Below are 22,334 nucleotides of genomic sequence, written 5' to 3'. Positions count from 1 at the left end.
CTAGAGATCGAGCAGTCCGGCTGGCGGGTCGACGATCACACGTCCACCGGCCAGGTCGACCTCCGGGACGATCGCCCGGACGAACGGGATCAACGCGGTACGCCCCTCGGGGCGTCGCAGCACCAGCAGGTCCGAGGACGGCGCGTGGTCGATCCGGGCCACCTCGCCCAGCCGCTCACCGCTCGGGGTGACCACGGCCAGCCCGACGAGCTGGTGGTCGTGGAACTCCTCCGGGTCGTCCGGCGGGGTCACATCGGCGCTGTCCACCACGAGCAGGGTGCCGCGCAGCGCCTCTGCGGTGTTGCGGTCCGGGATTCCAGCGAACGCGATCAGCACCCGGCCCTGGTGGAAGCGAGCTTCCTCGATGGTCAGCTCCGCCGGAACTCGGAACGGAACGCCGGGCTCGTCTTCCGAGGCTGTGGGCGGGGGCATCGCCCCCGGCTCAGTGCGCAGCACTGTGCCGGGGGCGAACCGTGCTTCGGGCTCGTCGGTCCGCACTTCCACGGTGACTTCACCGCGGACGCCGTGCGGCTTGCCGATCCTGCCAACGACGAGCTGCATCAGTACGAGTCGACGATGTCGACGCGTACCCCGCGCCCGCCGATGGAGCCGATCACCTGGCGCAGCGCCTTGGCGGTCCGGCCGGACCGCCCGATCACCGTGCCGAGGTCCTCGGGGTGCACGCGGACTTCGAGCCGCTTGCCCCGACGGGAATCGACCATCCGCACCCGGACGTCGTCCGGGTGGTCGACGATGCCCTTGACCAGGTGCTCCAACGCCGGACGCAGAGGCATGTCAGGCCTGCTCACCGGCGTCGGCAGCGGCGGCCGGAGCCTCAGCCTTCGGAGCCTCGGTCTTCGCAGCCTCAGCCGGAGCCTCGGTCTTCGGAGCCTCAGCCTTGGGCGCCTCGGCCGGAGCCTCAGCGGTCTTGGCGGCCTTCTTGGCCGGCTTGGCCGGCGTCTCCGGGGCGAGCCCGGCGGCGGCCTTCGACTCAGCCTCGTACACAGCCTTGCGGTCGGCCCGCTCGGGGGCGACCAGGAGCGGCGGCGGGGCCGGCAGGCCCTTGTACTTCTGCCAGTCACCGGTCAGCTCCAGCAGCCGCTGCACCGCCTCGCTCGGCTGAGCGCCGACGGACAGCCAGTACTGGACCCGCTCCGACTTGACCTCGATGATCGAAGGGTCTTCCTTCGGCTGGTAAATCCCGACGAACTCAATCGCCCGACCGTCACGCTTGGTGCGCGAGTCGGCGATGACGATGCGGTACTGCGGGTTGCGGATCTTGCCCATCCGCAGGAGCCGGATCTTTACGGCCACAGTTGTTTCGCTCCTGTTGCGATCTCACCGGCCCGTGCGGGCGGTGTGCATGGGTGAGCGCCGACCGGACCCGTGGGGTTGGGCCGGAGACTACTCGGTGGACTAGCGACGTGCCCGGGTTAGAGGGCGCCGGACGCGCGCCGGATACCAGCGACCCATTCTGCCAGATCCGATGCCGATCGCACGCATCGGACCCGGACACCGCGTCACCGGTGACGCGGGACACCTCTCAGCGCACCGGCGGACGGTCCCATCCAGGTGGAAGTTCATCCGGTACGTCCCAGTCTGGCGGGGGTGTGAAGTCGCACCAGGTGCCGTCGAACGGGAACTCGCCGGCCTCGGCGAGCGCGATCACCCGCTCCCCCTCGGCGCGGACCGCCTTCTCGTCGGTCACCCAGTAGTCGTCGCCGAAGGCGAGCCGCTCGACGAACTCGTCCTCGTCCTTCCAGTCCCAGCTGAGGTCCGGTCGCACCACCACGTCCAGGTCCTGGTCCACCACGTCGACGCCGGCCACCGGACCGTCGTCCCAGCGGACACCGGGCTCCTCCAGGTTGACGTACCAGTTGGCGAACCGGCCCTGCGCGTCGCGGAACCACCAGACGGAGTGCGCCGCCCCGGTGGGCAGGAACTTCAGCAGCGGCGGCCCGTTCCAGCGCCCGTGCGCCAAGCGGTACGACGACGAGATCCACTGGGCGAACGGCATCGCCCGCATCCCCAGCCCGGCCTCGGTCACCTCGTGGGCCACCGGGGAGTCGCGGGCGATCCACACCAGCAGACCCCGGTCGTCGTCGCTGACCACGCGGCCCGGCCGGACCCACCCGATCCGACCGTGCCGCACGTTCCGATGCATGATCAACCGACCCGGCTCGAAGCGCACCGCACCCACCTTCGGGTTGTTCTTCCTCTGCCGCCGGCGTGGAGAAGGATGCCCAGGCGCGCCGGCCCAGGCGTCCCTACACCTCAGTAGGCGCGGGCGAGGATGGCGACCAGGTCGGGCTCGTCCTCGGAGTCCGGTACCGAGCCGTCGGCGCGCAGCAGGCAGCGCACCGTGACGCCCTGACCGTTCGCCTCGGCCTCGCCGGCCACGCCGACCGCCGACCACGGCACCCGTGCCCAGCCGTTCGCGGCGGCCTCGATCGCCTCGGCCAGCGTGGCGACCTCCACCGTGCGCGACTCGCGGTTGGCCAACGCCTGGTCGTGCAGCACCTGCTGGTCCGTCTCCAACGCGGCCAGCACAGCGGCGACCACGTCGGCCACCGGCGTCGGGGACTTCGAGCCGTCGGTGCGGCGCACCACCGTCGCGTTGCCGACGGCCAGGTCCCGGGGGCCGACCTCGACGCGTACCGGATAGCCACGCAGCTCGGCGTCGACGGCCCGGCGGCCGAACGCGGTGTCGGTCCGGTCGTCGAGCGCGACCCGGACACCGGCGTCACGCAGGCCGTCGCGCAGCTTGGCCGCCGCCTCGGCGACGCCCTCGCCGTCCTTGACGATCATGACGTACGCCTGGATCGGGGCCAGCCTCGGCGGCACGCGCAGACCGTTGTCGTCGCCGTGCGCCATGATCAGGCCACCCAGCATCCGGGTGGACGTGCCCCAGGAGGTGGTCCAGGCGTGTTCCCGGCCGCCCTCCTTGGAGGAATAGCTGATGTCGAACGCCTTGGCGAAGTTCTGGCCCAGCTCGTGGCTGGTGCCCAACTGCAGCGCCTTGCCGTCACCCATCATGCCTTCGCAGGTGTACGTGGCCGTCGCCCCGGCGAACCGCTCGCGCGTCGTCTTCAGGCCCACCACCACCGGAATGCCGATGACGTTGACCATCAGGTCCTCGTACGCCTCGTGCAGGATCTTCCGCGCGTACGCACGGGCGTCCTCGCGGGTGGCGTGCGCGGTGTGCCCCTCCTGCCAGAGGAACTCGCTGGTACGCAGGAAGAGCCGCGGGCGCAGCTCCCACCGGACCACGTTCGCCCACTGGTTGAGCAGCAGCGGCAGGTCCCGGTACGAGTCGATCCACTTGGCCATGAACTCGCCGATGACCGTCTCGCTGGTCGGGCGCACCACGATCGGCTCGGCCAGGGGCTTGCCACCACCGTGGGTGACGACCGCCAGCTCCGGCGAGAAACCCTCGACGTGCTGGGCCTCACGCTTGAGGTAGCTCTCCGGGATGAAGAGCGGGAAGTACGCGTTCTCCGCACCCGCCGCCTTGATCCGGGCGTCCATCTCGGCCTGCATACGCTCCCAGATGGCGTAGCCGGCCGGTCGGATGACCATGGTGCCGCGAACCGGGCCGTTGTCGGCCAGCTTTGCCTTGGCGATCAGGTCTTGGTACCAGCGGGGGAAATCCTCCGCACGGGGAGTGAGCACGCGTGCCATGACCGCACATCCTATGCGTCACGCGGGGCGACACCGCGCCCGGGAGCCGCAGCGCCGTGTCGCAGCCCCTTCTGGTGGCTGTTGCGCACGCTCGCGGCGTCGGTGGTGACGGCGCTGGACAACTCGACGGCGGCCGGTGGGCGGCTCGACGGCGTTCGCTGGCCGGCTGGTGGCGCACGTCGGGCGGGCGGGCCATGCGCTCTGGGCGGGCGGGCCGCGCGGCCCCTAGAATTCGACCATCATGACTGCAACGACGGACTCGCCGCGTCAGCGGCTGCGCGACACGATCGTGGATGCCGCCCGCGCGCAGACCATCGCCGCCGGCTGGGACGCGGTCCGGATGGGCGGCGTGGCCACCACGGCGGGAGTGAGCCGGCAGACCGTCTACAACGAGTTCGGCAACAAGGCCGGGCTGGCCGAGGCACTCGCCCGCCGCGAGGTGGACCGCTTCGTCGGCGACGTCCGTGCCGCCCTGCTCGCGCACGGGACCGACGTACGGACCGGCGCGTACGCCGCGATCGCGCACACCCTCGCCACGGCAGCCGACAACCCGCTGGTCAAGGCCATCCTGACCAGCGCCCGAGGTGGTTCGGACGAGCTGCTTCCGTACCTCACCACGCGGGCCGAGGTGGTGCTCACCGAGGCGTCCGGGGCGCTCATCGAGTGGGCCGGCGATCACCTTCCCGGAGCGGATCAGGCCGCGTTGGCCTTCGCCGCCGACACGATCGTCCGGTTGGTGGTGAGCCACATCGTGCTCCCCCGCGCGCCGATCGACCAGACCGCCACGGCCCTCGCCGACCTGGCCGTACACCTCTTCAGCGCCGCCATCCGCCCAATCCGCTGACCCCGCCCGCCGCGCCGCACTCCCCCGCACCCGCACCCGCACCCGCACCGCCGAGCGGCGCCGCGCCCGCAACTTCCCGGATGTTGCTGCCTCCGGCGCGCGGGAGGCAGCAGCATCCCCGATGTTGCTGCCTCCCCTGGCCGGGGGCACGGCGCGCCGGGGCACGGCCAGGGGTCAGCGCACTACCTGGCCGCGCAGGATCGTGCGGGAGGGTGCGCGGACGACGCGCAGGTCGCGGCGGGGGTCTTCGGGGTAGACGGTCAGGTCGGCGAGGCCACCCTCGACCAGGCCGGGGAAGCCCAGCCACTGTCGGGCGCCCCAGGAGGCGGCGGCAAGTACGTCGATGGGCGCCATGCCAGCCTGCTCGTGCAGCAGAAGCATCTCCTCGGCGGCGAGGCCGTGGTCGATGCCGCCTCCGGCGTCGGTGCCCACGTAGATCGGCACCCCCGCCTCGTACGCGGCACGCACCACCTCGGGGAAGCCGTCGCGCAGCGCGAGCATGTGCTCCGCGTACCCGGGGAACTTGCCCCTCGCCTGCTCGGCGATGCCGCCGAAGGTGGCGATGTTGATCATTGTGGGGATCAGCGCGGTGCCCCGCCGGGCCATCTCGTCGATCAGGTCCAGGCTGAGCCCGGTGCCGTGCTCCACCGAGTCCACCCCGGCCCGCACCATGATCTCGACCGCCGACTCGGAGAAGGTGTGCACCGCGGCGCGTACCCCGGCGTCGTGGGCGGCCTGGACGGCCGCGGTGAGGGTGTCCGCGTCCCAGGCCGGTGCGAGGTCACCCACGCCCCGGTCGATCCAGTCGCCGACCAGCTTGACCCAGCCGTTGCCGGCCCGCGCCTGGGCGGCCACCGTCGCGGCCACGTCGGTGGCGTCGACCTCCACGCCGATGTCCCGCAGGTAGCGCTTCGGCGGCGCGACGTGCCGGCCGGCGCGGGCCAGTCGCGGCAGATCCGGCTCGTCGTCGAGTTCGGGGTACGGGTACGGCGACCCGGCGTCGCGGATCGCCAGCACGCCGGCGTCCCGGTCGATGTGGGCCAACTCGCGGGCCTGGTCGAGTGAGGTGATCGGGGCGCCGCCTCGGGCGATACCGATGTGGCAGTGCGCGTCGACCAACCCCGGCAGGACGAAGCCGCCGTCGACGACCGTCTCCGCACCGGACACCGGAGTGAAGGTCACCCGGTCCCCGACCAGCCAGAGATCCCGGACCTCGTCGTCGGGGAGCAGCACACCGCGCACGTGAAGAGCCATGCGCACAGTCCTACCCGATCACGCCCGGTCGGGGGCGAGCAGGTCACCCTCGACCGGCACCGAGGTCAGCGGGGGCGGTTGTCGCCCTTGCCGAGCTTGTTGAAGTCGATCTTCGGGAGCTTGAAGCCGGGCGGAAGGCCCTGGCCACCGGCGAGATCGTTCGGGTCCATCCCCGGCGGGAGCTGCGGCATGCCACCCGGGAAGCCGCCCGGCATCCCGGCCCCGGCACCCGCTCCCGTACGCGGCCGACCGCCACCCTTGGTGCCCTTGCGCTTGTTCTTCGGCGACTTGGTCGCCTTGCGCCGGCCACCGCCGGGCAGGCCCATCATGCCGCCCATCTGCTTCATCATCTTCTGCGCGTCGGTGAAGCGGTTGAGCAGCTGGTTGACGTCCATCACGGTGACCCCGGAGCCGTTGGCGATACGCGCCCGGCGGGAGCCGTTGATGATCTTCGGATTGGTCCGCTCGCCCGGGGTCATCGACCGGATGATCGCGGTGACCCGGTCGAAGTGGGTGTCGTCCAGCTCGGCGAGCTGGTCCTTCATCTGCCCCATGCCCGGCATCATGGCCAGCACGTTGGCGATCGGGCCCATCCGTCGGACCGCGATGAGCTGGTCGAGGAAGTCCTCCAGGGTGAACTGCTCGCCGCCCATCAGCTTGGCGGTCATCTTCTCCTTCTGATCGGAGTCGAAGGCCTGCTCGGCCTGCTCGATCAGAGTGAGGACGTCGCCCATGCCGAGGATCCGGCTGGCCATCCGGTCGGGGTGGAAGACGTCGAAGTCCTCCAACTTTTCACCGGTGGACGCGAAGAGGATCGGCTGCCCGGTGACCTCGCGCACCGACAGCGCGGCACCACCGCGAGCGTCGCCGTCGAGCTTGGAGAGCACCACGCCGGTGATGCCGACGCCGTCGCGGAACGCCTCGGCGGTGCGGACGGCGTCCTGGCCGACCATCGCGTCGATGACGAAGATGACCTCGTCCGGCTGGACCGCGTCGCGGATGTCGGCGGCCTGCTGCATCATCTCGGCGTCGATGCCGAGGCGGCCGGCGGTGTCGACGATGACGATGTCGCGGGCAGCCCGCTTCGCGTGCTCGATCGAGGCGCGCGCCACCTGCACCGGGTCACCGGTGCCGTTGCCGGGCTCCGGGGCGTACACCTCGACACCGGCCCGGCCACCGAGCACCTGGAGCTGCCCGACGGCGTTGGGGCGCTGGAGGTCGGCGGCGACGAGCAGCGGCTGGTGCCCCTGGCCCTTGAGCCAGCGGGCCAGCTTGCCGGCCAGGGTGGTCTTACCGGAACCCTGGAGACCGGCCAGCATGATCACGGTCGGCGGCTGCTTGGCGAACTGGAGCCGCCGGCCCTCGCCGCCGAGCACGGTGATCAGCTCTTCGTTGACGATCTTGATGATCTGCTGGGCCGGGTTCAGCGCCTGGGAGACCTCGGAGCTGCGGGCCCGCTCCTTGACGGCCGCGATGAAGCCCTTGACCACCGGCAGCGCGACGTCCGCCTCCAGCAGCGCGAGGCGGATCTCGCGCGCGGTGGCGTCGATGTCGGCGTCGGTGAGCCGCCCCTTGCCGCGGAGCTTGGTGAAGATCCCGGACAGGCGGTCACTCAAGGTGTCAAACACGCGAACATCCCGTTTGTCAGTGTTCCGGCGGGCACAACGCGGCCGGCACTGCGGAGTCCGGCCACCGCTAGGGTAACCGCCCCGCCGCAAGGCCGCTGTCGCCCGGCCCGGGCCTCACCCCGACACCAACCCCGACTGGTACGCGAACACGACGAGCTGGGCCCGGTCCCGGGCTCCCAGCTTGCCCATCGCCCGGCTGACGTGGGTCCGCGCGGTCGCCGGGCTGACCACCAACCGGGCGGCGATCTCCTCGTTGTTCAGGCCCTCCCCGACCAGACCGACGACCTGGCGCTCCCGATCGGTCAGCGCGCCCAGCCGGGGGTGCGGACGAAGCACCCGCGACGGTCGGGTAGCGAACTCCCGCACCACCCGACGGGTCACCGACGGCGACAGCAGCGCCTCCCCCTCGGCGACCAACCGGATGGCGCGCAGCAGCTCGGCCGGTCGGGTGTCCTTGGTGAGGAACCCGCTCGCGCCGTGCCGCAGCGCGTCGAAGACGTACTCGTCCAGCTCGAAGGTGGTCAGCACCACCACCCGCGTACCGGTCAGGTCGGGGTCCGCGACGATCCGCCGGGTCGCCTCGATGCCGTCGATGCCGGGCATCCGGATGTCCATCAGCACCACGTCCGGCCGTTCCCGGCGCGCCAGCTCGACCGCCTGCAAACCGTCGGCCGCCTCGCCGGCGAGGGCCAGGTCGTCCTCGCTCTCCACCAGCGCGCGCAGACCGAGCCGGACCAGGTCCTGGTCGTCGGCGACCAGCACCCGGATCACGTGGTGGGCCCCACGGGCAGCCGGGCGTACACCCGGAATCCGCCGTCGGGGCGCGGCCCGGCGGCCAACCGCCCGCCCAACGCCGCGACCCGCTCCCGCATCCCGGCCAGACCGTGCCCACTCTCGTCGTCGACCGGATCCGTCCGGCCTCGCCGCACGCCGGTGCCCTCGTCGGTGACCTCGACGGTCACCTCGTCGGCGCGGTAGTCGACGCGCACCTCCGCGTTGGCCACCCCCGCGTGACGCAGCACGTTGGTCAACGCCTCCTGCACCACCCGGTACGCGGTCAGGTCCAGCGCCGCCGGCAGGTCCCGAGCGTCGCCGGTCACACGCAGGTCGACGGCGAGTCCGGCCCCGGCGAGCCGGTCGCGCAGCGCGGGGAGCCGGGCCAGACCGGGCACCGGGCCTCGCTCGGCGCCCTGCCGCACCGCGCCGAGGGTGACCCGAAGCTCGTCCAGTGCCTCCCGGCTGGTCCGGCTGATCGCGGTCAGCGCGGTCTCCGCCTGCTCAGGCCGTTTCGGCAGGAGGTGCAGGGCGATCTCCGCCTGCATGCTGATCGCGGCAAGCCCGTGCCCCACCACGTCATGCACCTCCTGCGCGATGCGCAGTCGCTCCTCGTCGGCCTGCCGCCGGGCCTGTTCGGCGCGATCGCGGGCCGCCTCGGCCCGGCTGCGCGCGGCCGTCTCGCGGTTGACCCGCACCACGACCCCCACCGCGAACGGTACGACCACCCACGCCGACGCGGGCAGCACTCCGGCCCAGCCGGGCGCCGGACCCTCGGACCAGAAGACGTGCGCCAACAACAGGACGAACGCGCCGCCAAGGGCGAGCGCCGCCGGGCGCACCGGCAGTCGCACCGCCACGGTGTACACCGCGATGAGGAACGCGACCAGGATCGGCCCGTACGGGTAGCCGAACACCAGGTACGTCGACGTGGCCACGGTGACCACGGCGAGAGTGGCGATCGGGGCGCGCCTGCGGAACAGCAGAGCGAGCGCGGCGACCGCGATCAGCACCCGGCTGGCGGCGTCCACCGGCGTCGACCCCGGCTGGTTGTCCCCGGCCAGACCGGTGGCGAGCAGCCCGAACCCGAGCAGCACCAGAGCCAGCGCGGCGTCTGCCGCCACCTCCGGCCACCGCCACCGCCCGCTGCCTCGCATGGCCGTCATTCTGCCCGCGCCGAGGCCACCTGACGTGCGTCCACGAGCGGCACCGCACCTACGCCCCCGGACGTACCCGCGCACCGGGCCTTCGATCGCGCCGCGTTGGCGGCGGACACCTCACGATCCTGATGACACGCCCGACCGCACCCCGCAGCGGCAGCGGACACCCTCATGAGCCTGATGACTGTGAGGCATCAAGATGACTCTGGGGCATCACGCTCGCGGGGGTGACCGGCTGGCACGGGCGGCCAAACGGCCGAGCAGCACCGGGCCGCACTCGTCGGCCAGGCAGCAAGGCGGCAAGGCAGCAGGTCGACGAGGCGGCCAGGCCGTGCAACGCGCCGCAGCCGGACAGCAACCGCCAGCGGTGTCGCCGTAGGTCAGACGGCGGCGAGGACGGCCGCCTCCAGACGGGCCCGGGTGGCGTCGTCCGGCCAGCCGCCGACCAGGTAGAAGGCGTCCACCACGTCGGCGCCGAGAGTGGAGATGCGGGCCGCGCGGACCAGGGCGCCCGCCTCGTCGAGCGCGCAGGCGACCCGGTAGAGCAACCCGGCGGCGTCGGCGGCGCGCAACTCCAGCAGCACGGCGTTGGTGGCCGCCTCGCGGTGCCAGACGACCCGGGGAGCAGCCCCACCGCCGCGGGCGGCGAGCGCCCGACCCCGCAGCCGCTGGGTGACCGACACGTCGCCGCCGACCGCACGACGGAGGTCGGCGCGGAGCGGGACCGGGTCGGGCGGGAGACCGTAGCGGGGTTGGACCCGGCACTCGACCAGGGCACGGCCGTCGACCACGGAGGCATCCGCGGAGATCACTTCCAGCCGGTGCAGCGCCAGGCAGCCGGCGACCGTGGCGAGCAGGCCCCGCCGGTCGGCCGCGGCGACCGACACCCGATCGCCGGTCAGGTGGACGACCGGGAGGGGCCCGGCCAGCAGCGCCGGGTCCGGGGTGGGCGGTTCGGGCAGTACGCCGGTGTCCAGCGCGGTGCGGACCCGACCGACCAGTTCGGCGACGAGTCGGCCCTTCCAGTCCGACCAGGCCGCCGGCCCGGTCGCCGCCGCGTCGGCGCGGACCAGCGCGTGCAACAGGTCGAGGGTGCCGGTGTCCCCCACCGACTCGGCCACCGAGGCGATGGTTACCGGGTCGGCCAGGTCACGGCGGGTGGCCACGTCGGGCAGCAGCAGGTGCAACCGGACCAGCGTGCCGATCAGCTCGACCTCGGTGGGGGGCAGACCGATCCGGGTCGCCGCCGCCTGGGCGACGGGCACCCCAACGGTGCTGTGATCACCGGGAAGTCCCTTGCCGATGTCGTGCAGGAGAGCGCCGAGGAGCAGCAGGTCGGGCCGTTCCACCTCACGGGCGTGCCGGCTGGCCTCGTGAGCGGTCTGCACCAGGTGCCGGTCGAGGGTGTAGCGGTGCACCGGGTTGTGCTGCGGCAGACTGCGCAGCCGGGTCCATTCGGGCAGCCAGTTGTCGACCAGTCCGTACCGGTCGCAGGTTTCCCAGGCGGGCACCAGGCCGGGACCGGCGCCGAGCAGGGTGGTCAGCGCGGTCCGGGCATCAGCCGGCCAGGGTGCGGGCAGTGGCGGGCAGTACGCCGCCAGCCATTCGCAGGTGGCCCGGGCGATCGGGAGTCGGGTCGTGGCCGCCGCGGCGGCCACCCGCAGCGAGAGGCTCGGGTCGGGGCGAGCCCCGATTGCCGTACGGGCCAGCACGAGCTCGCCGTCGTGCTCGACCACGTCGCGGGCCACCGGGCGGCGCGCGGGGGGAGCGCCGCCCCCTCGGGACCGGCCGGATCGCAGCCGGTCGGCGGCACGGAACGCGTCGTCCAGGGCGTGGCTGACCGTGCGGGCGTCACCGGCGACCCGTCGCAGGAGGGCGTCGCCGTCCTCCAGCGCGAGAAGCGCGGCCACACCGTCTCGTTCCTGGGCGACCAGCCGGTCGACCCGGCGGCCGACCTGCTGGTGCAGGGCGTCCCGAATGTCCAGCAGACGCAGGTGGGCGGCGCGTACGGCGGGGCGCAGCGCGTCGGTGATGCCGGCGGCGGAGATCGCTCGCAGCAGCCCCACGTCGCGCAGACCGCCGGCGGCCTCCTTCAGGTCGCCCTCCAGCAGGAAGGCCAGCTCGCCGTGGGCCTGCCAGCGTGCTTCGGTGACCGCCCGCAGGCCGGGCAGGTGCCGGACCGCGGTGCGCCGCCAGTGGTCGGCGGCGGTGCGGATCAGCGCGTCGGCCAACGTCTGGTCGCCCGCCACCAGCCGGGCGTCGAGCAGCCCGAGGGCGACCTTGACGTCGTCCTGGGCCACCGACAGTGCTTCGGAGACGGTGCGTACCGAGTGGTCGAGCCGTAGGCCGGCATCCCAGATCGGGTACCAGACCGAGGCGGCCAACTCGTCGGTGCCGGGCACCCCGGCGTGCAGCAGAACCAAGTCGAGGTCGCCGTACGGGGCGCACTGCCGCCTCCCCAACCCCCCGACGGCGATCAGCGCGACCCCCTCCCGCGAAGGCAGCAGCCCTCGCAGAAAGGTGTCGTAAGCGCCCGCCCGCCCCAGCCGGGCGGACTCCCCGATCCCCCCGGGAACGCCGACGACCTCGTTGATCAAGAGGTTCGCGTCACCGTCGCCGGCGTGTCCTGACGCGTTCTTCTTGATCAACGAGGTCATGTCGGTCGTTGCGCGATCAGAGGGCGTCTAGGCCGCGTTCGCCGGTACGCACCCGGACGACCTCTTCGACACCGGTGACCCAGACCTTGCCGTCACCGATCTTGCCCGTGCGGGCCGCCCCGACGATGGCGTCCACCACCTTGTCCACGTCGATCTCGTCGGTGAGCACCTCCACCCGGATCTTGGGCAGGAACTCGACCGTGTATTCAGCACCCCGGTAGACCTCGGTGTGCCCCTTCTGGCGCCCGTACCCCTGAACCTCGCTGACGGTCAGCCCGGCCACCCCGAGGGCGTGCAGGGCCTCCTTCACCGCGTCCAGTTGGTACGGCTTGATGACTGCGGTCACCAGCTTCATGTCCAACCCCTCCATCCCAGGAACGTTAACCGGCGACCTTTTCGCTGACCGTCTCGGCGGGCTCCGCCGGCGGCTTGGCACCACTCGTGCCGCCACCGGGGGTGCCGATACCGGCCATCGCGAACGCGCTGCCCGTGCCACCACCGGCCGGGGACAGGTCGTAGCTGCTCTCGGCGTGCTCGGCGATGTCGATGCCCTCGACCTCGTCCTCACCCTTGACCCGGAAGCCGATCGTCTTCTCGATGACGAAGGCCAGCACCCAGGCGATGCCGAAGGACCAGACGGTGACGATCAGGCCGGCGAGGGCCTGCCGCCCGAGCTGGGTCGCGCCGCCGCCGTAGAAGAGACCGTCGGAGGCGCCCACCACGTCGCTGATCGCGGCGTTGACCGAGTTGGTGGCGAAGAGACCGAGCCAGAGCGAGCCGATCCAACCACCGACGAAGTGCACGCCGACCACGTCGAGCGAGTCGTCGTAGCCGAGCTTGTACTTGAGGCTGACGGCGAGCGCGCACACCGCACCGGCGACGATGCCGAGCAGGACGGCCGCCCACGGGGCGATGAAACCACAGGCCGGGGTGATGGCGACCAGGCCGGCGACGGCACCGGACGAGGCGCCCACCATCGTCGGCTTACGGGTCTTGACCCACTCGACAGCGATCCAGCCGAGCACCGCCGCCGCCGTGGCGAGCTGGGTGTTGATGAAGGCGAGGCCGGCGACGGAGTCGACGGTCAGCTCGGAGCCGGCGTTGAACCCGAACCAGCCGAACCACAGCAGACCCGCACCGAGCGCGACCAGCGGGATGTTGTGCGGCTTCATGCCCTCACGCGGCCAACCGAGCCGCTTGCCGAGCACCAGAGCCACGGCCAGGGCCGCCGCACCGGCGTTGATGTGCACCGCGGTGCCACCGGCGAAGTCCAGGGCGTGGATGTCGGCGCCGATGATGCCGCCGCCCCACACCCAGTGGGCGACCGGGAAGTAGACCAGGGTGGCCCAGCCGAAGGCGAACAGCAGCCAGCCGGCGAACTTTGCCCGGTCGGCGATGGCACCGCTGATCAGCGCGACGGTGATCACCGCGAAGACCATCTGGAAGGCCATGAACACGTAGAGCGGGACCCCGATGCCGCTGGGGTTCTCCGCCGTGGCACCCCACAGGTCGGTCTCGGCGAGGAACGTCTTGGTGCCGAGGTACGCCCCCGGGTCGCCCCAGAAGCCGTTCACGTCGGTCCCGAAGGCGACGCTGAATCCGTAGAACCACCACAGAATAGAGATGAGCCCGATAGCGGAGAAGCTCATCATCATCATGTTGAGTACGCCCTTGGCCCGGTTGAGGCCGCCGTAGAACAGCGCCAGTCCCGGGGTCATGAGCAGCACGAGCGCGGTCGAAACCAGCAGCCACGTGGTGTTGGCGCCGTCGATCGTCGGTGCTTCAGGCACGCTGGCCTCCTAAAGGGTGAATTCCTCCTTCGCGGCTTTCCGGGGCAGCGTCGCCCGTAGGCCGGTTGCGCGGAAGCTTCGCGGCCGGCTGTTTCACACAGGGTCCCGGGCGGGTTTCCGTTTCGTGACGGGTTGTTTCGTACGTGTCACGAAGTCCGCACAGTCGGCGGCATGGACAATGGTGGATCGTTCGGACGGTTGACGTCGATGGCTGACCGGCCAGGCCCATCGACCGGTCCGCTTGACGGGACCGGCCGAGCATCGAGCGGTCGACGGTCAGCGGAGGGCGTTCTCCAGTGCGTGCCGCTCGTAGTCGAGCAGCCGCAGATCGCGCATCGGTCGGCGCAGGTGGCCCTTGTGCACGATCCGGACGAACGCCGGCTCACCGGCGGCGGCCATCCGGCGGATGCCCTCGACGTGGTCCACGATCCGCTTACGGATGGTCCGGATCAGCCGGTGCCGGTCCCGAGGGATCAGCCCGTACGCGTCGGCGAAGAGCCGGAGCCGGCGCGGCCGGTCCGGGTGCTTCCAGCCGAGCGTGATCGAGTCACGGTCCGCGAAGATCGGCACCCAGGTCCAGGCCGCGTACGCCACGTCGTAGATCCGCGCGCCGGGTGAGGCGAGGTCGAAGTCGATCAGCCCGAGGGTGCCGTCCGGCCGCCAGATCACGTTGTGCGGCGCTGCGTCGTGGTGGCAGATCACCTCGGTGTCCGGTGGCGGGGGCCCGAACGAGCGCCAGACCGCCCCCGGCTGCGGGGTGAAGCCGTACTGCGCGTCGTGGAACATCCGCAGCATGGTGGCGACGGTGACCAGCGCCTCGTCGGTCACCCAGTGCGGGGCGAGCGGGTATTCCCCGCACTCCCCCTCCAGGTACGACAGCACCTCGCGGTTGCGCTCGTCCATGCCGAGCGCCCGGGGTGCGCCGGTGAAGCCCACGTACTCCAGGTGCCGCAGCAGGGCGTGCACGGACGGTGTCCACGGCCCGGCGTTGCGGCGGACCGTGTCACCGACGCGGACGACGGTGCTCACGTTGCCGCCGTGCAGCGGGATCTCCTGCGAAGTCACGTACGGTCTCCCGAGGCGCTGCGAGGGGTGGCCGGGGTCACGCCAGCCCGCGTATGCGCGGTTGTCACTGGACACCCGAGACTACGCGTCCCGTCCGGTGGCCTCGGTCCCCAGCAACGCGTCGACGAACTGCGCCGGGTCGAACGGGGCCAGGTCGTCCTTGCCCTCACCGAGGCCGACCAGCTTCACGGGGATGCCGAGCTTGCGCTGCACGGCGATCACGATGCCGCCCTTGGCGGTGCCGTCGAGCTTGGTCAGCACCACGCCGGTCACGTTGACCACCTCGGTGAAGACCCGGGCCTGCTCCAGGCCGTTCTGGCCGGTGGTGGCGTCCAGGATGAGCAGTGTCTCGTCGATCGGGCCCTGCTTCTCCACCACGCGCTTGACCTTGCCCAGCTCGTCCATCAGGCCGACCTTGTTCTGCAGGCGGCCGGCGGTGTCGATGAGCACGGTGTCCACGCCGGTGTCGATGCCGCGCTTGACCGCGTCGAAGGCGACACTGGCCGGGTCGGCGGCCTCGGGCCCCCGGACGGTCTCCGCGCCTACGCGGGAGCCCCAGGTCTCCAGCTGGTCGGCGGCGGCGGCCCGGAAGGTGTCCGCGGCGCCGAGCAGCACGGTACGGCCGTCGGCGACCAGCACTCGGGCGATCTTGCCGCAGGTGGTGGTCTTGCCGGCGCCGTTGACGCCGACGACGAGGACCACCGCCGGCACGCCGTCCTTCGGGGCGGTCCGCAACGAGCGGTCCAGGCTCGGGTCGAGCGCGTTGACCAGCTCGGCGGCGAGCAGTGCCCGCAGCTCGGACGCCGAACGGGTGCCGAGCACCCGGGTGCGCTCACGAAGCCGGTCGACGATGTCGCGGGTGGCGTCGACGCCGACGTCGGCGGTGATCAGGCTGTCCTCGATCTCCTCCCAGACGTCCTCGTCGAGGTGGTCGCGGGCGAGCAGGCCGAGCAGGCCCTTGCCGAAGACGTTCTGCGAGCGGGACAGTCGCGAGCGGAGCCGGACCAGCCGCCCGGCGGTCGGCTCGGGCACCTCCACCGGTGCGGGCGCCTCGATGACCGGCGGCGGCTCGACCAGGACGCCGGTGGACAGTTCGGACTCCGGTGCCTCGACCGGCGGGCCGGCGAGATCTTCCTCGGCCCTGGTGTCGACCTCGGTGTGCGGCAGCGGGGGCTCGGGCCGACGCCGCAGGCGCGGCACGACCAGCCCTACTGTGCCGGCGATCAACACACCGAGCAGGACCAGAGCGAGGACGAGATATTCGGCCATGCCGGAATCCTGTCAGATGCGGGCGGCGGCGTCTCAGCCACCGCACCCGGGGCGGTGCCCGGAGTCTCAGCCACCGCACCCCGAGCGGTGCCCGGAGTCTCAACCACCGCACCAGGCCGGTGCCGGGAACCGGCGGTAGGCTCGGCCGCATGCCCGCCGCACACCTCCTCATCGGCCCACTCCTGCGGCGAGTGGTGGACACCCGAGCGACCGTCTGGGTGGAGACGGCCGCGCCCGCCGTGGTCACCGTCCGCACCGCCGACGGCGCCACCGGCACCGCGCCCACCTTCTCGGCGTACGACCACCACTACGCCCTCGTGGTGGTGGAGGGGCTGACCCCGGACAGCGCGACCACCTACGAGGTGGTCGTCGACGACGAGGTGGTCTGGCCGGTGCCGAGCAGCGGCTTCCCGCCGAGCGTGATCCGCACCCGGGCCGCCGACGACCGGGACCAGCCGGTCAACCTGATCTTCGGCTCGTGCCGCGAGACCACCCAGCACTCCACGACCCGCAAGCTGCCACCGGACGCGCTGGACGCGTACGCCCGACGGTTGATGGCCGACCCGGAGGCGAACCCGCCGCCGGACCTGCTGGTGCTGCTCGGTGACCAGGTCTACGCCGACGTCACCTCGCCCACGGTGCGCCGGCTGCTGCGTCGGCGCCGGCGGCGTCCGAAGGGCGCCCCGGCCGACCAGGTGGTGAGCTTCGACGAGTACACGAAGCTCTATCTGGAGTCCTGGCGTGACCCGGAGATCCGTTGGCTGCTCTCCACCGTGCCGAGCGTGATGATCTTCGACGATCACGAGATCATCGACGACTGGAACACCTCGGCGGCGTGGCGTGCCGAGATGCGCGAGCAGCCGTGGTGGCAGGAGCGGATCGGCAGCGGGCTCGCCTCGTACTGGGTCTACCAGCACCTCGGCAACCTCTCCCCGGACGAGATCGCCGCCGACCCGGTCTTCGCGAAGGTCGCCGCCGCCGAGGACGCCACCGGGGTGCTGCGCGATTTCGGGCACCGGGTCGACCAGGAGTCGGATGTGGCGCACGACACCGAGCGCTGGCGCGCGGTGCAGTACCAGTGGAGTTACGCACTGGACCTGGGCCGGACCCGGCTGGTCATGCTCGACAACAGGTGCAGCCGGGTGCTCGACCCGGGCAGCCGGGCGATGCTGCCGCCGGGCGAGTGGTCCTGGTTCCTCGACCAGGCGCACGGGGTCTACGACCACCTGGTGGTCGGCGCCTCGCTGCCCTGGCTGCTGCCGCAGGGCATCCACCACATCGAGGCGTGGAACGAGAAGTTGGCGGACTCGCGTCGCCCCTGGGTGGCACGCGGGGCGGAGAAGCTGCGCCGCGCACTGGACCTGGAGCACTGGGCGGCGTTCCGGCGTTCCTTCGAGGCGCTGGCGGAGACCTTCACCCGCATCGGCACCGGCACCCCCCGGGAGTCCGGCGCGCGGGTCGGCGCCGGTCCGGCGTACGCCCCGCCGGCGTCGATCAGCGTGCTCTCCGGGGACGTGCACCACTCGTACGTGGCCCGGGCCCGGTTCGGCGACCCGGCGGTGGTCACACCCGTGCACCAGCTCACCTGCTCACCGATCCACAACCAGGTGCCGGCCGGCATCCGTCCGCTGATGCGGCTCGGTTGGTCGGCCGGTCCGGCCGGTGCCACCCGGGCGCTGGCTCGCTCCGCGGGTGTCCGGCGGCCGGGGGTGCGGTGGCGCAAGTTGGCCGGTCCCTACTTCGGCAACGCGGTCGCGACCCTGACGCATGAGGGGCGCAGGGCTGACGTGGTCATCGAGGGCACCACGAAGGACGGCCACCTACGCCCCGTGATGCGGCGCCGACTCTCGGCCGCCGCACGGCCGACCTCGCCGTAGTCTCTACGCGTGGACGAGCACCTGCCAGAACCGATCCGGGCGGTCGAGCACGAGTTGACCGCCCTGCTGCGCCGTGGGCGGGCGGTTTCCTGGGAGATCGCCCGCGAGGTGCACCCGAACCTGGAGCCGAACACCTACGGGCTCCTGCTCTGGTTGCGGCGCAGTGGGTCGATCCGGTTGACCGAGTTGGCGGCGCGGCTCGGTGTGGGCAAGGGAACGCTGAGCCGGCAGATCAACGCCCTGGAGGTCCTCGGCCTGGTCTACCGCGACCCCGACCCGAGCGACCGACGGGCCGCGCAGATCACGTTCACCGAGGAGGGCCAGCGCCGGTTCGACGCAGCCCGGTCTGCGCGGGTGGGAGAGTTGCTGCGCACGCTGAACGACTGGCCGGCCCGGGACGTCGAGGAGTTCGCCCGGCTGTTGGGCCGGTTCAACGACTCCTGGCAGTAGCGCTCCGAGACGGGGAATAGCGCACCGCTCCGTCAGGTTGTTGCTTCAGGCAACCAAATATACGGTTGCCTCAGGCAACTCTCAGGCGACCCTCGCGAAACCGCCCCCGTCGCTTCACCTCGACTCCCTCCGGAGGCAGCAACGATGACCCAGGCGACAGCGCCCCCACGGGCGACCGGCGTCGACATGACGCACCGGCAGATCCTGCAGGCCCTCTCCGGCCTGCTGCTGGGCATGTTCGTCGCGATCCTCTCCTCCACGGTCGTCTCGAACGCGCTGCCGAGGATCATCACCGAACTGCACCGCAGCCAGTCCGCGTACACCTGGGTGGTCACCTCAGCCCTGCTCGCGACCACCGCGACCACCCCCATCTGGGGCAAACTCGCGGACCTGACCAGCAAGAAGCTCCTGGTCCAGATCTCCCTGGGGATCTACGTGCTGGGCTCGGTGCTGGCCGGGGCCGCACAGGGCACCAGCGAGCTGATCGCCTGCCGGGTGCTCCAGGGAATCGGCGCCGGCGGCCTCACCGCGCTGGCTCAGGTGATCATGGCGACCATGATCGCGCCACGCGAGCGGGGCCGCTACAGCGGCTACCTCGGCGCTGTGATGGCCGTCGGCACCATCGGCGGCCCGCTGATCGGCGGTGTGATCGTGGACACCTCCTGGCTCGGCTGGCGCTGGTGCTTCTACGTCGGCGTGCCGTTCGCCATCGCCGCGCTGGTCGTGCTCCAGAAGACCCTGCACCTGCCCGTGATCAAGCGGAAGGCACAGATCGACTGGTGGGGCGCCACGCTGATCACCGCAGCCGTCTCGCTGCTGCTGATCTGGGTCTCGCTCGCTGGCGGCCAGTTCGCCTGGGCCTCCTGGCAGAGCGCCGTCATGGTGGTCGGTGCCCTGGTGCTCGGCGCGCTGGCGATCCGGGTCGAGACCCGGGCCGCCGAGCCGATGATCCCGCCGCGGCTGTTCCGCAACCGCACCATCACCCTGGCCGTCGTCGCCAGCATCGCGGTCGGCGTGGGCATGTTCGGCGCCTCGGTCTTCCTCGGCCAGTACTTCCAGATCAGCCGCGGCCAGAGCCCGACCATGTCCGGCCTGATGACGCTGCCGATGATCCTCGGTCTGCTGGTCTCCTCCACGCTGAGCGGACGGATCATCACCCGTACCGGCCGCTGGAAGAGGTTCCTGGTCATCGGTACGGCGCTGCTCACCGCCGGCTTCGCGCTGATGGGCACGCTCCGGGCCGACACCAGCTTCACACTGCTCAGCATCTACATGGCGCTGGTCGGCATCGGCCTGGGCATGACCATGCAGAACCTGGTCCTCGCCGTGCAGAACACCGTCGGCACGCACGAACTCGGCGTGGCCAGCTCGACGGTTGCGTTCTTCCGCAGCCTGGGCGGCGCGATCGGCGTTTCCGTGCTCGGCGCGGTGCTCGCCCACAAGGTCACGGGCTACACCGCTGAGGGCCTCGGCCGGCTCGGGATCGCCGCGTCCGGCTCGGGCAGCGGTGGTGTCCTGCCCGACGTGCACACCCTGCCCGGGCCGATCCGGGCCGTGGTGGAGAGCGCGTACGGCCACGGCGCCGGCGACATCTTCCTGGCCGCCGCCCCCTTCGCGCTGATCGCACTGATCGCTGTGAGCTTCATCAAGGAGGTGCCGCTGCGGCAGCACAGCAGCTCTCCGGTCGGCACCGAGGTCGAGCAGGAATCAACCATCGCGGCCGGCGCTGGTGCCGCCGTGGTCCGCACCGGCGAGCAGAGGTGAGGTAGCCAGCCATGAGCGTGGGAGCACCGGACCGCGAGGAGTACGGCCCCCGGACCCGCCCGCTGCCGTTCGAACGCGGCACGGACGGGCCCCGGGTGGTCCTGGTCGGCGTCGACGGCACCCGCACCTCCGAGCGGGCCGGCTGGTACGCCGCCGGCCTGGCCCGCCGGCAGGGTGCCGCGTTGGTGGTGGTCTACGTCAGCTCGACGAGCGGGCTGACCGCCCTGATGCCGGGGATGGACGCCGGCGCGGTGCAGCGGACCCACGACGAGCTGGCCGCCGATCTGCGCCGGGAGTGCCGCCGCGGGGCCGAGGAACTGGGCGTACCGCTGACTTTCCTGTCCCGGCGCGGTGACGCGTACGGGGAGTTGTGCGCGGCGGCGGACGAGTTCCAGGCCGACATGGTGGTGGTGGGCGCGTCCGAGCAGGCCGGTCACCGGCTGGTCGGCTCGGTCGCCACCCGGCTGGTCCGCACCGGCCGGTGGCCCGTCGTCGTGGTGCCCTGATAACCGGTCGCGGCTGTCGTACCCGAGCCGCAGGATGACCCGATGACGACATGGAGAGCACCGGAGATCGACCGCAGTCACGAGCCTCTGGTCGCAGATGAGCGCACCATGCTGGAGGGCTGGCTCGACTACCACCGCGACACCCTGCTGCACAAGTGCGCCGGCCTGACCGCCGAGCAGTTGCGCACGGCAAGCGTCGAGCCCTCCGGCCTGAGCCTTCTCGGGTTGGTCCTGCACATGACCGACGTCGAGCGCTCCTGGTTCCGCCAGCGCTTCGCCGGCCAGGACCTGCCCGACCTCTTCGACTACTCCACCGACAACGACGCCGACTTCCACGCTGCGGCGGGCGCCGACGCGGAGGCCGCCTTCGCCGCCTTCCGAGCCGAGGTCGAAGCGGCACGGGCGGCCACCGAGGGACGGTCCCTGGACGAGACGTTCATGCTGACCCGCAGCGACGGGACACGCACCTTCAGCCTGCGCTGGGCGTACCTGCACATGATCGAGGAGTACGCCCGGCACAACGGCCACGCCGACCTGATCCGGGAACGCATCGACGGCGTCACCGGCGATTGACCCGCTGCCCTCGTCAGCCGGGGCGCCCGGCCCGGAGCAGGTGCTCGCCCAGCGGGGTGAGCGTGTGTCGCACCGCCGGGCCCGCCCGGCGGGTGGTGACCAACCCGGCCGACCGGAGGATGGTGGCGTGCTGGCTGGCCGAGGCCAGGGAGATGCCGACCGTCCGGGCCACCTGTGAGGTGCTCGGGCCGTCGGCGATCACACCCAGCACCGCCGCTCGGGTGCGCCCCAGCAGGTCGGCCAGGGGTCTGCTGCTCACCAGCGCCCGTCGGGTGGGCCGGATCGGGTAGGCCAGCACCATCGGGCCGGCCGGGTCGTCCAGGACGCAGGGTCGGGGCAGCAGGTACGACGGCACCAGCGTGACGCCTCGGCCGGCCGGGGCCAGGGTGACTCCGGTGGCGAACCCACACTCGTACGACAACTCGTACCGCTCGCCGTACGGTTTCCAGAACAGGTACGGGCTCAGGTCACGCAGGACCCGGTCGATCCCGGCGTCCACCATGGTGTGGGCCCGCACGGCCCGGTCACCGTGGACCGCTGCCGTGATCGTGTCCTGGTACGGCGCGACCGCGACCTGGTGGAACGCCCGCATCGCCGCGCTCAGTCGCTGCCGGGCGGCCGTCTCGCCGGAGGCGAGGGCACCGACCCGGGCCGGCAGGTCGCCGGCGGCGATCCGGGGGCGCAGTTCCGCCGCCAGCGTCGCCGTCGGGGTGGCCAGCACCTCGTCCAGGGCGGCCGGCAGGTCGCTGCCGAGGCTCGGCGGGGTGAGGAAGTCCGGAAACCACCAGGGCAGCCGGCACAGGTCGAGGTACGGGCGCATCTCCGGGCGCAGCGCCGCCCGGGTGCGTGCCCGCCAGACCGTGAGGTGTTCCGGTGCGGCCTCGAACAGCCGCTGGCCGGCCGCCCCGAGCTCCAGCAGCACCGCGGGTTCGGAGCGCAAGACGGTGCGGCTCAGATCCGTCGCGGTGAGCTGCAACGTCAGCATGAGCCGACGCTAGCCACCCTTCGGCCCTGCCTGAAAGGGCATGGAGCAGGCTGCGAC

21 protein-coding genes are annotated in these 22,334 nt (G+C 71.9%); 6 read left to right on the top strand and 15 right to left on the bottom strand.

All coding sequences use genetic code 11. The features are described from left to right. The 5 genes from rimM to proS form a co-directional block, all read right to left on the bottom strand. Nucleotides 1-561, bottom strand: a complete 561-nt coding sequence (rimM, locus tag KBX46_RS09740; RefSeq protein WP_210792159.1) for a ribosome maturation factor RimM — start codon at nt 559-561, stop codon at nt 1-3. Further along, nucleotides 561-821: an RNA-binding protein gene (locus KBX46_RS09735; protein WP_172862164.1), complete on the bottom strand. Its 261-nt coding sequence runs from the start codon at nt 819-821 to the stop codon at nt 561-563. The genes rimM and KBX46_RS09735 overlap by 1 nt, the downstream gene beginning before the upstream one ends. Continuing rightward, nucleotides 796-1,314, bottom strand: coding sequence for a 30S ribosomal protein S16 (gene rpsP, locus KBX46_RS09730; RefSeq protein ID WP_099851197.1), 519 nt, complete (start codon nt 1,312-1,314; stop codon nt 796-798). Before rpsP ends, KBX46_RS09735 begins: the two co-directional genes overlap by 26 nt. Before the next feature lie 229 nt (nt 1,315-1,543). Next, nucleotides 1,544-2,191, bottom strand: coding sequence for a DUF402 domain-containing protein (locus tag KBX46_RS09725; RefSeq protein WP_210792158.1), 648 nt, complete (start codon nt 2,189-2,191; stop codon nt 1,544-1,546). 83 nt (nt 2,192-2,274) lie between these two features. Continuing rightward, nucleotides 2,275-3,681 carry a proline--tRNA ligase gene (proS, locus tag KBX46_RS09720; RefSeq protein ID WP_210792157.1) on the bottom strand — a complete coding sequence of 469 codons (1,407 nt, stop codon included), beginning with the start codon at nt 3,679-3,681 and terminating at the stop codon, nt 2,275-2,277. Nucleotides 3,682-3,922: 241 nt separating this feature from the next. On the opposite strand from proS, the gene KBX46_RS09715 reads away from it, so the two are divergent. Further along, the gene (locus KBX46_RS09715; RefSeq protein ID WP_210792156.1) at nt 3,923-4,525 is read left to right on the top strand and encodes a TetR/AcrR family transcriptional regulator; all 603 of its coding nucleotides are present in this window, start codon (nt 3,923-3,925) and stop codon (nt 4,523-4,525) included. Nucleotides 4,526-4,699: 174 nt separating this feature from the next. Here the strand turns inward: KBX46_RS09715 and KBX46_RS09710 are convergent, their stop codons facing one another. The 9 genes from KBX46_RS09710 to ftsY all read right to left on the bottom strand — a co-directional run bounded on the left by KBX46_RS09710 (nt 4,700) and on the right by ftsY (nt 16,122). Continuing rightward, nucleotides 4,700-5,779 (bottom strand): amidohydrolase family protein, encoded by a 1,080-nt coding sequence (locus KBX46_RS09710; protein ID WP_210792155.1) that lies wholly within the window; start codon nt 5,777-5,779, stop codon nt 4,700-4,702. A gap of 65 nt (nt 5,780-5,844) precedes the next feature. Next, nucleotides 5,845-7,407: a signal recognition particle protein gene (ffh, locus tag KBX46_RS09705; protein ID WP_088946615.1), complete on the bottom strand. Its 1,563-nt coding sequence runs from the start codon at nt 7,405-7,407 to the stop codon at nt 5,845-5,847. A 114-nt stretch (nt 7,408-7,521) separates the two neighbouring features. Further along, complete coding sequence (locus KBX46_RS09700; protein ID WP_088946614.1) at nt 7,522-8,178, bottom strand: response regulator transcription factor; 657 nt, start codon at nt 8,176-8,178, stop codon at nt 7,522-7,524. Then, nucleotides 8,175-9,338 carry a sensor histidine kinase gene (locus KBX46_RS09695; protein WP_247667232.1) on the bottom strand — a complete coding sequence of 388 codons (1,164 nt, stop codon included), beginning with the start codon at nt 9,336-9,338 and terminating at the stop codon, nt 8,175-8,177. The genes KBX46_RS09700 and KBX46_RS09695 overlap by 4 nt, the downstream gene beginning before the upstream one ends. Nucleotides 9,339-9,721: 383 nt before the next feature. Continuing rightward, complete coding sequence (locus KBX46_RS09690) at nt 9,722-11,998, bottom strand: [protein-PII] uridylyltransferase (RefSeq protein ID WP_210792153.1); 2,277 nt, start codon at nt 11,996-11,998, stop codon at nt 9,722-9,724. 16 nt (nt 11,999-12,014) lie between these two features. Further along, the gene (locus tag KBX46_RS09685) at nt 12,015-12,353 is read right to left on the bottom strand and encodes a P-II family nitrogen regulator (protein WP_172862163.1); all 339 of its coding nucleotides are present in this window, start codon (nt 12,351-12,353) and stop codon (nt 12,015-12,017) included. A gap of 25 nt (nt 12,354-12,378) precedes the next feature. Beyond that, nucleotides 12,379-13,788, bottom strand: a complete 1,410-nt coding sequence (locus tag KBX46_RS09680) for an ammonium transporter (protein WP_088946612.1) — start codon at nt 13,786-13,788, stop codon at nt 12,379-12,381. A gap of 276 nt (nt 13,789-14,064) precedes the next feature. Further along, nucleotides 14,065-14,928, bottom strand: coding sequence for an aminoglycoside phosphotransferase family protein (locus KBX46_RS09675; RefSeq protein WP_172861967.1), 864 nt, complete (start codon nt 14,926-14,928; stop codon nt 14,065-14,067). A gap of 6 nt (nt 14,929-14,934) precedes the next feature. Further along, a complete protein-coding gene (gene ftsY, locus KBX46_RS09670) occupies nt 14,935-16,122 on the bottom strand; it encodes a signal recognition particle-docking protein FtsY (protein ID WP_088946610.1) in 1,188 nt (395 codons plus the stop codon). 149 nt (nt 16,123-16,271) lie between these two features. Here ftsY and KBX46_RS09665 point away from each other — a divergent pair, with 149 nt between their 5' ends. The 5 genes from KBX46_RS09665 (at nt 16,272) to KBX46_RS09645 (ending at nt 21,292) form a co-directional block, all read left to right on the top strand. Beyond that, complete coding sequence (locus KBX46_RS09665) at nt 16,272-17,999, top strand: alkaline phosphatase D family protein (protein WP_210792152.1); 1,728 nt, start codon at nt 16,272-16,274, stop codon at nt 17,997-17,999. A gap of 9 nt (nt 18,000-18,008) precedes the next feature. Further along, nucleotides 18,009-18,449 (top strand): MarR family winged helix-turn-helix transcriptional regulator, encoded by a 441-nt coding sequence (locus tag KBX46_RS09660; protein ID WP_231927243.1) that lies wholly within the window; start codon nt 18,009-18,011, stop codon nt 18,447-18,449. Between the two features lie 144 nt (nt 18,450-18,593). Further along, complete coding sequence (locus tag KBX46_RS09655) at nt 18,594-20,213, top strand: MDR family MFS transporter (RefSeq protein WP_210792151.1); 1,620 nt, start codon at nt 18,594-18,596, stop codon at nt 20,211-20,213. An 11-nt stretch (nt 20,214-20,224) separates the two neighbouring features. Continuing rightward, nucleotides 20,225-20,719, top strand: coding sequence for a universal stress protein (locus tag KBX46_RS09650; protein WP_247667231.1), 495 nt, complete (start codon nt 20,225-20,227; stop codon nt 20,717-20,719). Between the two features lie 42 nt (nt 20,720-20,761). After that, nucleotides 20,762-21,292: a DinB family protein gene (locus KBX46_RS09645; RefSeq protein WP_088946607.1), complete on the top strand. Its 531-nt coding sequence runs from the start codon at nt 20,762-20,764 to the stop codon at nt 21,290-21,292. A gap of 13 nt (nt 21,293-21,305) precedes the next feature. Here the strand turns inward: KBX46_RS09645 and KBX46_RS09640 are convergent, their stop codons facing one another. Beyond that, a complete protein-coding gene (locus tag KBX46_RS09640) occupies nt 21,306-22,277 on the bottom strand; it encodes a helix-turn-helix transcriptional regulator (protein WP_210792150.1) in 972 nt (323 codons plus the stop codon). Nucleotides 22,278-22,334 lie beyond the last annotated feature (57 nt).

This window comes from Micromonospora sp. C81 (assembly GCF_018070425.1).
GTDB lineage: Bacteria > Actinomycetota > Actinomycetes > Mycobacteriales > Micromonosporaceae > Micromonospora > Micromonospora zamorensis.
Note: the sequence above shows the minus strand (reverse complement) of the source record. Positions and strands in the feature narration are given on the sequence as shown.

Bases quoted from the DNA above. Each gene is read 5' to 3' on its own strand.
- KBX46_RS09655 (WP_210792151.1), top strand. From the start codon at position 18,594: ATGACCCAGGCGACAGCGCCCCCACGGGCGACCGGCGTCGACATGACG.
- KBX46_RS09665 (WP_210792152.1), top strand. From the start codon at position 16,272: ATGCCCGCCGCACACCTCCTCATCGGCCCACTCCTGCGGCGAGTGGTG.
- ftsY (WP_088946610.1), bottom strand. From the start codon at position 16,122: ATGGCCGAATATCTCGTCCTCGCTCTGGTCCTGCTCGGTGTGTTGATC.
- KBX46_RS09715 (WP_210792156.1), top strand. From the start codon at position 3,923: ATGACTGCAACGACGGACTCGCCGCGTCAGCGGCTGCGCGACACGATC.
- KBX46_RS09645 (WP_088946607.1), top strand. From the start codon at position 20,762: ATGACGACATGGAGAGCACCGGAGATCGACCGCAGTCACGAGCCTCTG.
- proS (WP_210792157.1), bottom strand. From the start codon at position 3,681: ATGGCACGCGTGCTCACTCCCCGTGCGGAGGATTTCCCCCGCTGGTAC.
- rimM (WP_210792159.1), bottom strand. From the start codon at position 561: ATGCAGCTCGTCGTTGGCAGGATCGGCAAGCCGCACGGCGTCCGCGGT.
- KBX46_RS09685 (WP_172862163.1), bottom strand. From the start codon at position 12,353: ATGAAGCTGGTGACCGCAGTCATCAAGCCGTACCAACTGGACGCGGTG.
- KBX46_RS09640 (WP_210792150.1), bottom strand. From the start codon at position 22,277: ATGCTGACGTTGCAGCTCACCGCGACGGATCTGAGCCGCACCGTCTTG.
- KBX46_RS09695 (WP_247667232.1), bottom strand. From the start codon at position 9,338: ATGCGAGGCAGCGGGCGGTGGCGGTGGCCGGAGGTGGCGGCAGACGCC.
- KBX46_RS09710 (WP_210792155.1), bottom strand. From the start codon at position 5,779: ATGGCTCTTCACGTGCGCGGTGTGCTGCTCCCCGACGACGAGGTCCGG.
- KBX46_RS09650 (WP_247667231.1), top strand. From the start codon at position 20,225: ATGAGCGTGGGAGCACCGGACCGCGAGGAGTACGGCCCCCGGACCCGC.
- KBX46_RS09690 (WP_210792153.1), bottom strand. From the start codon at position 11,998: ATGACCTCGTTGATCAAGAAGAACGCGTCAGGACACGCCGGCGACGGT.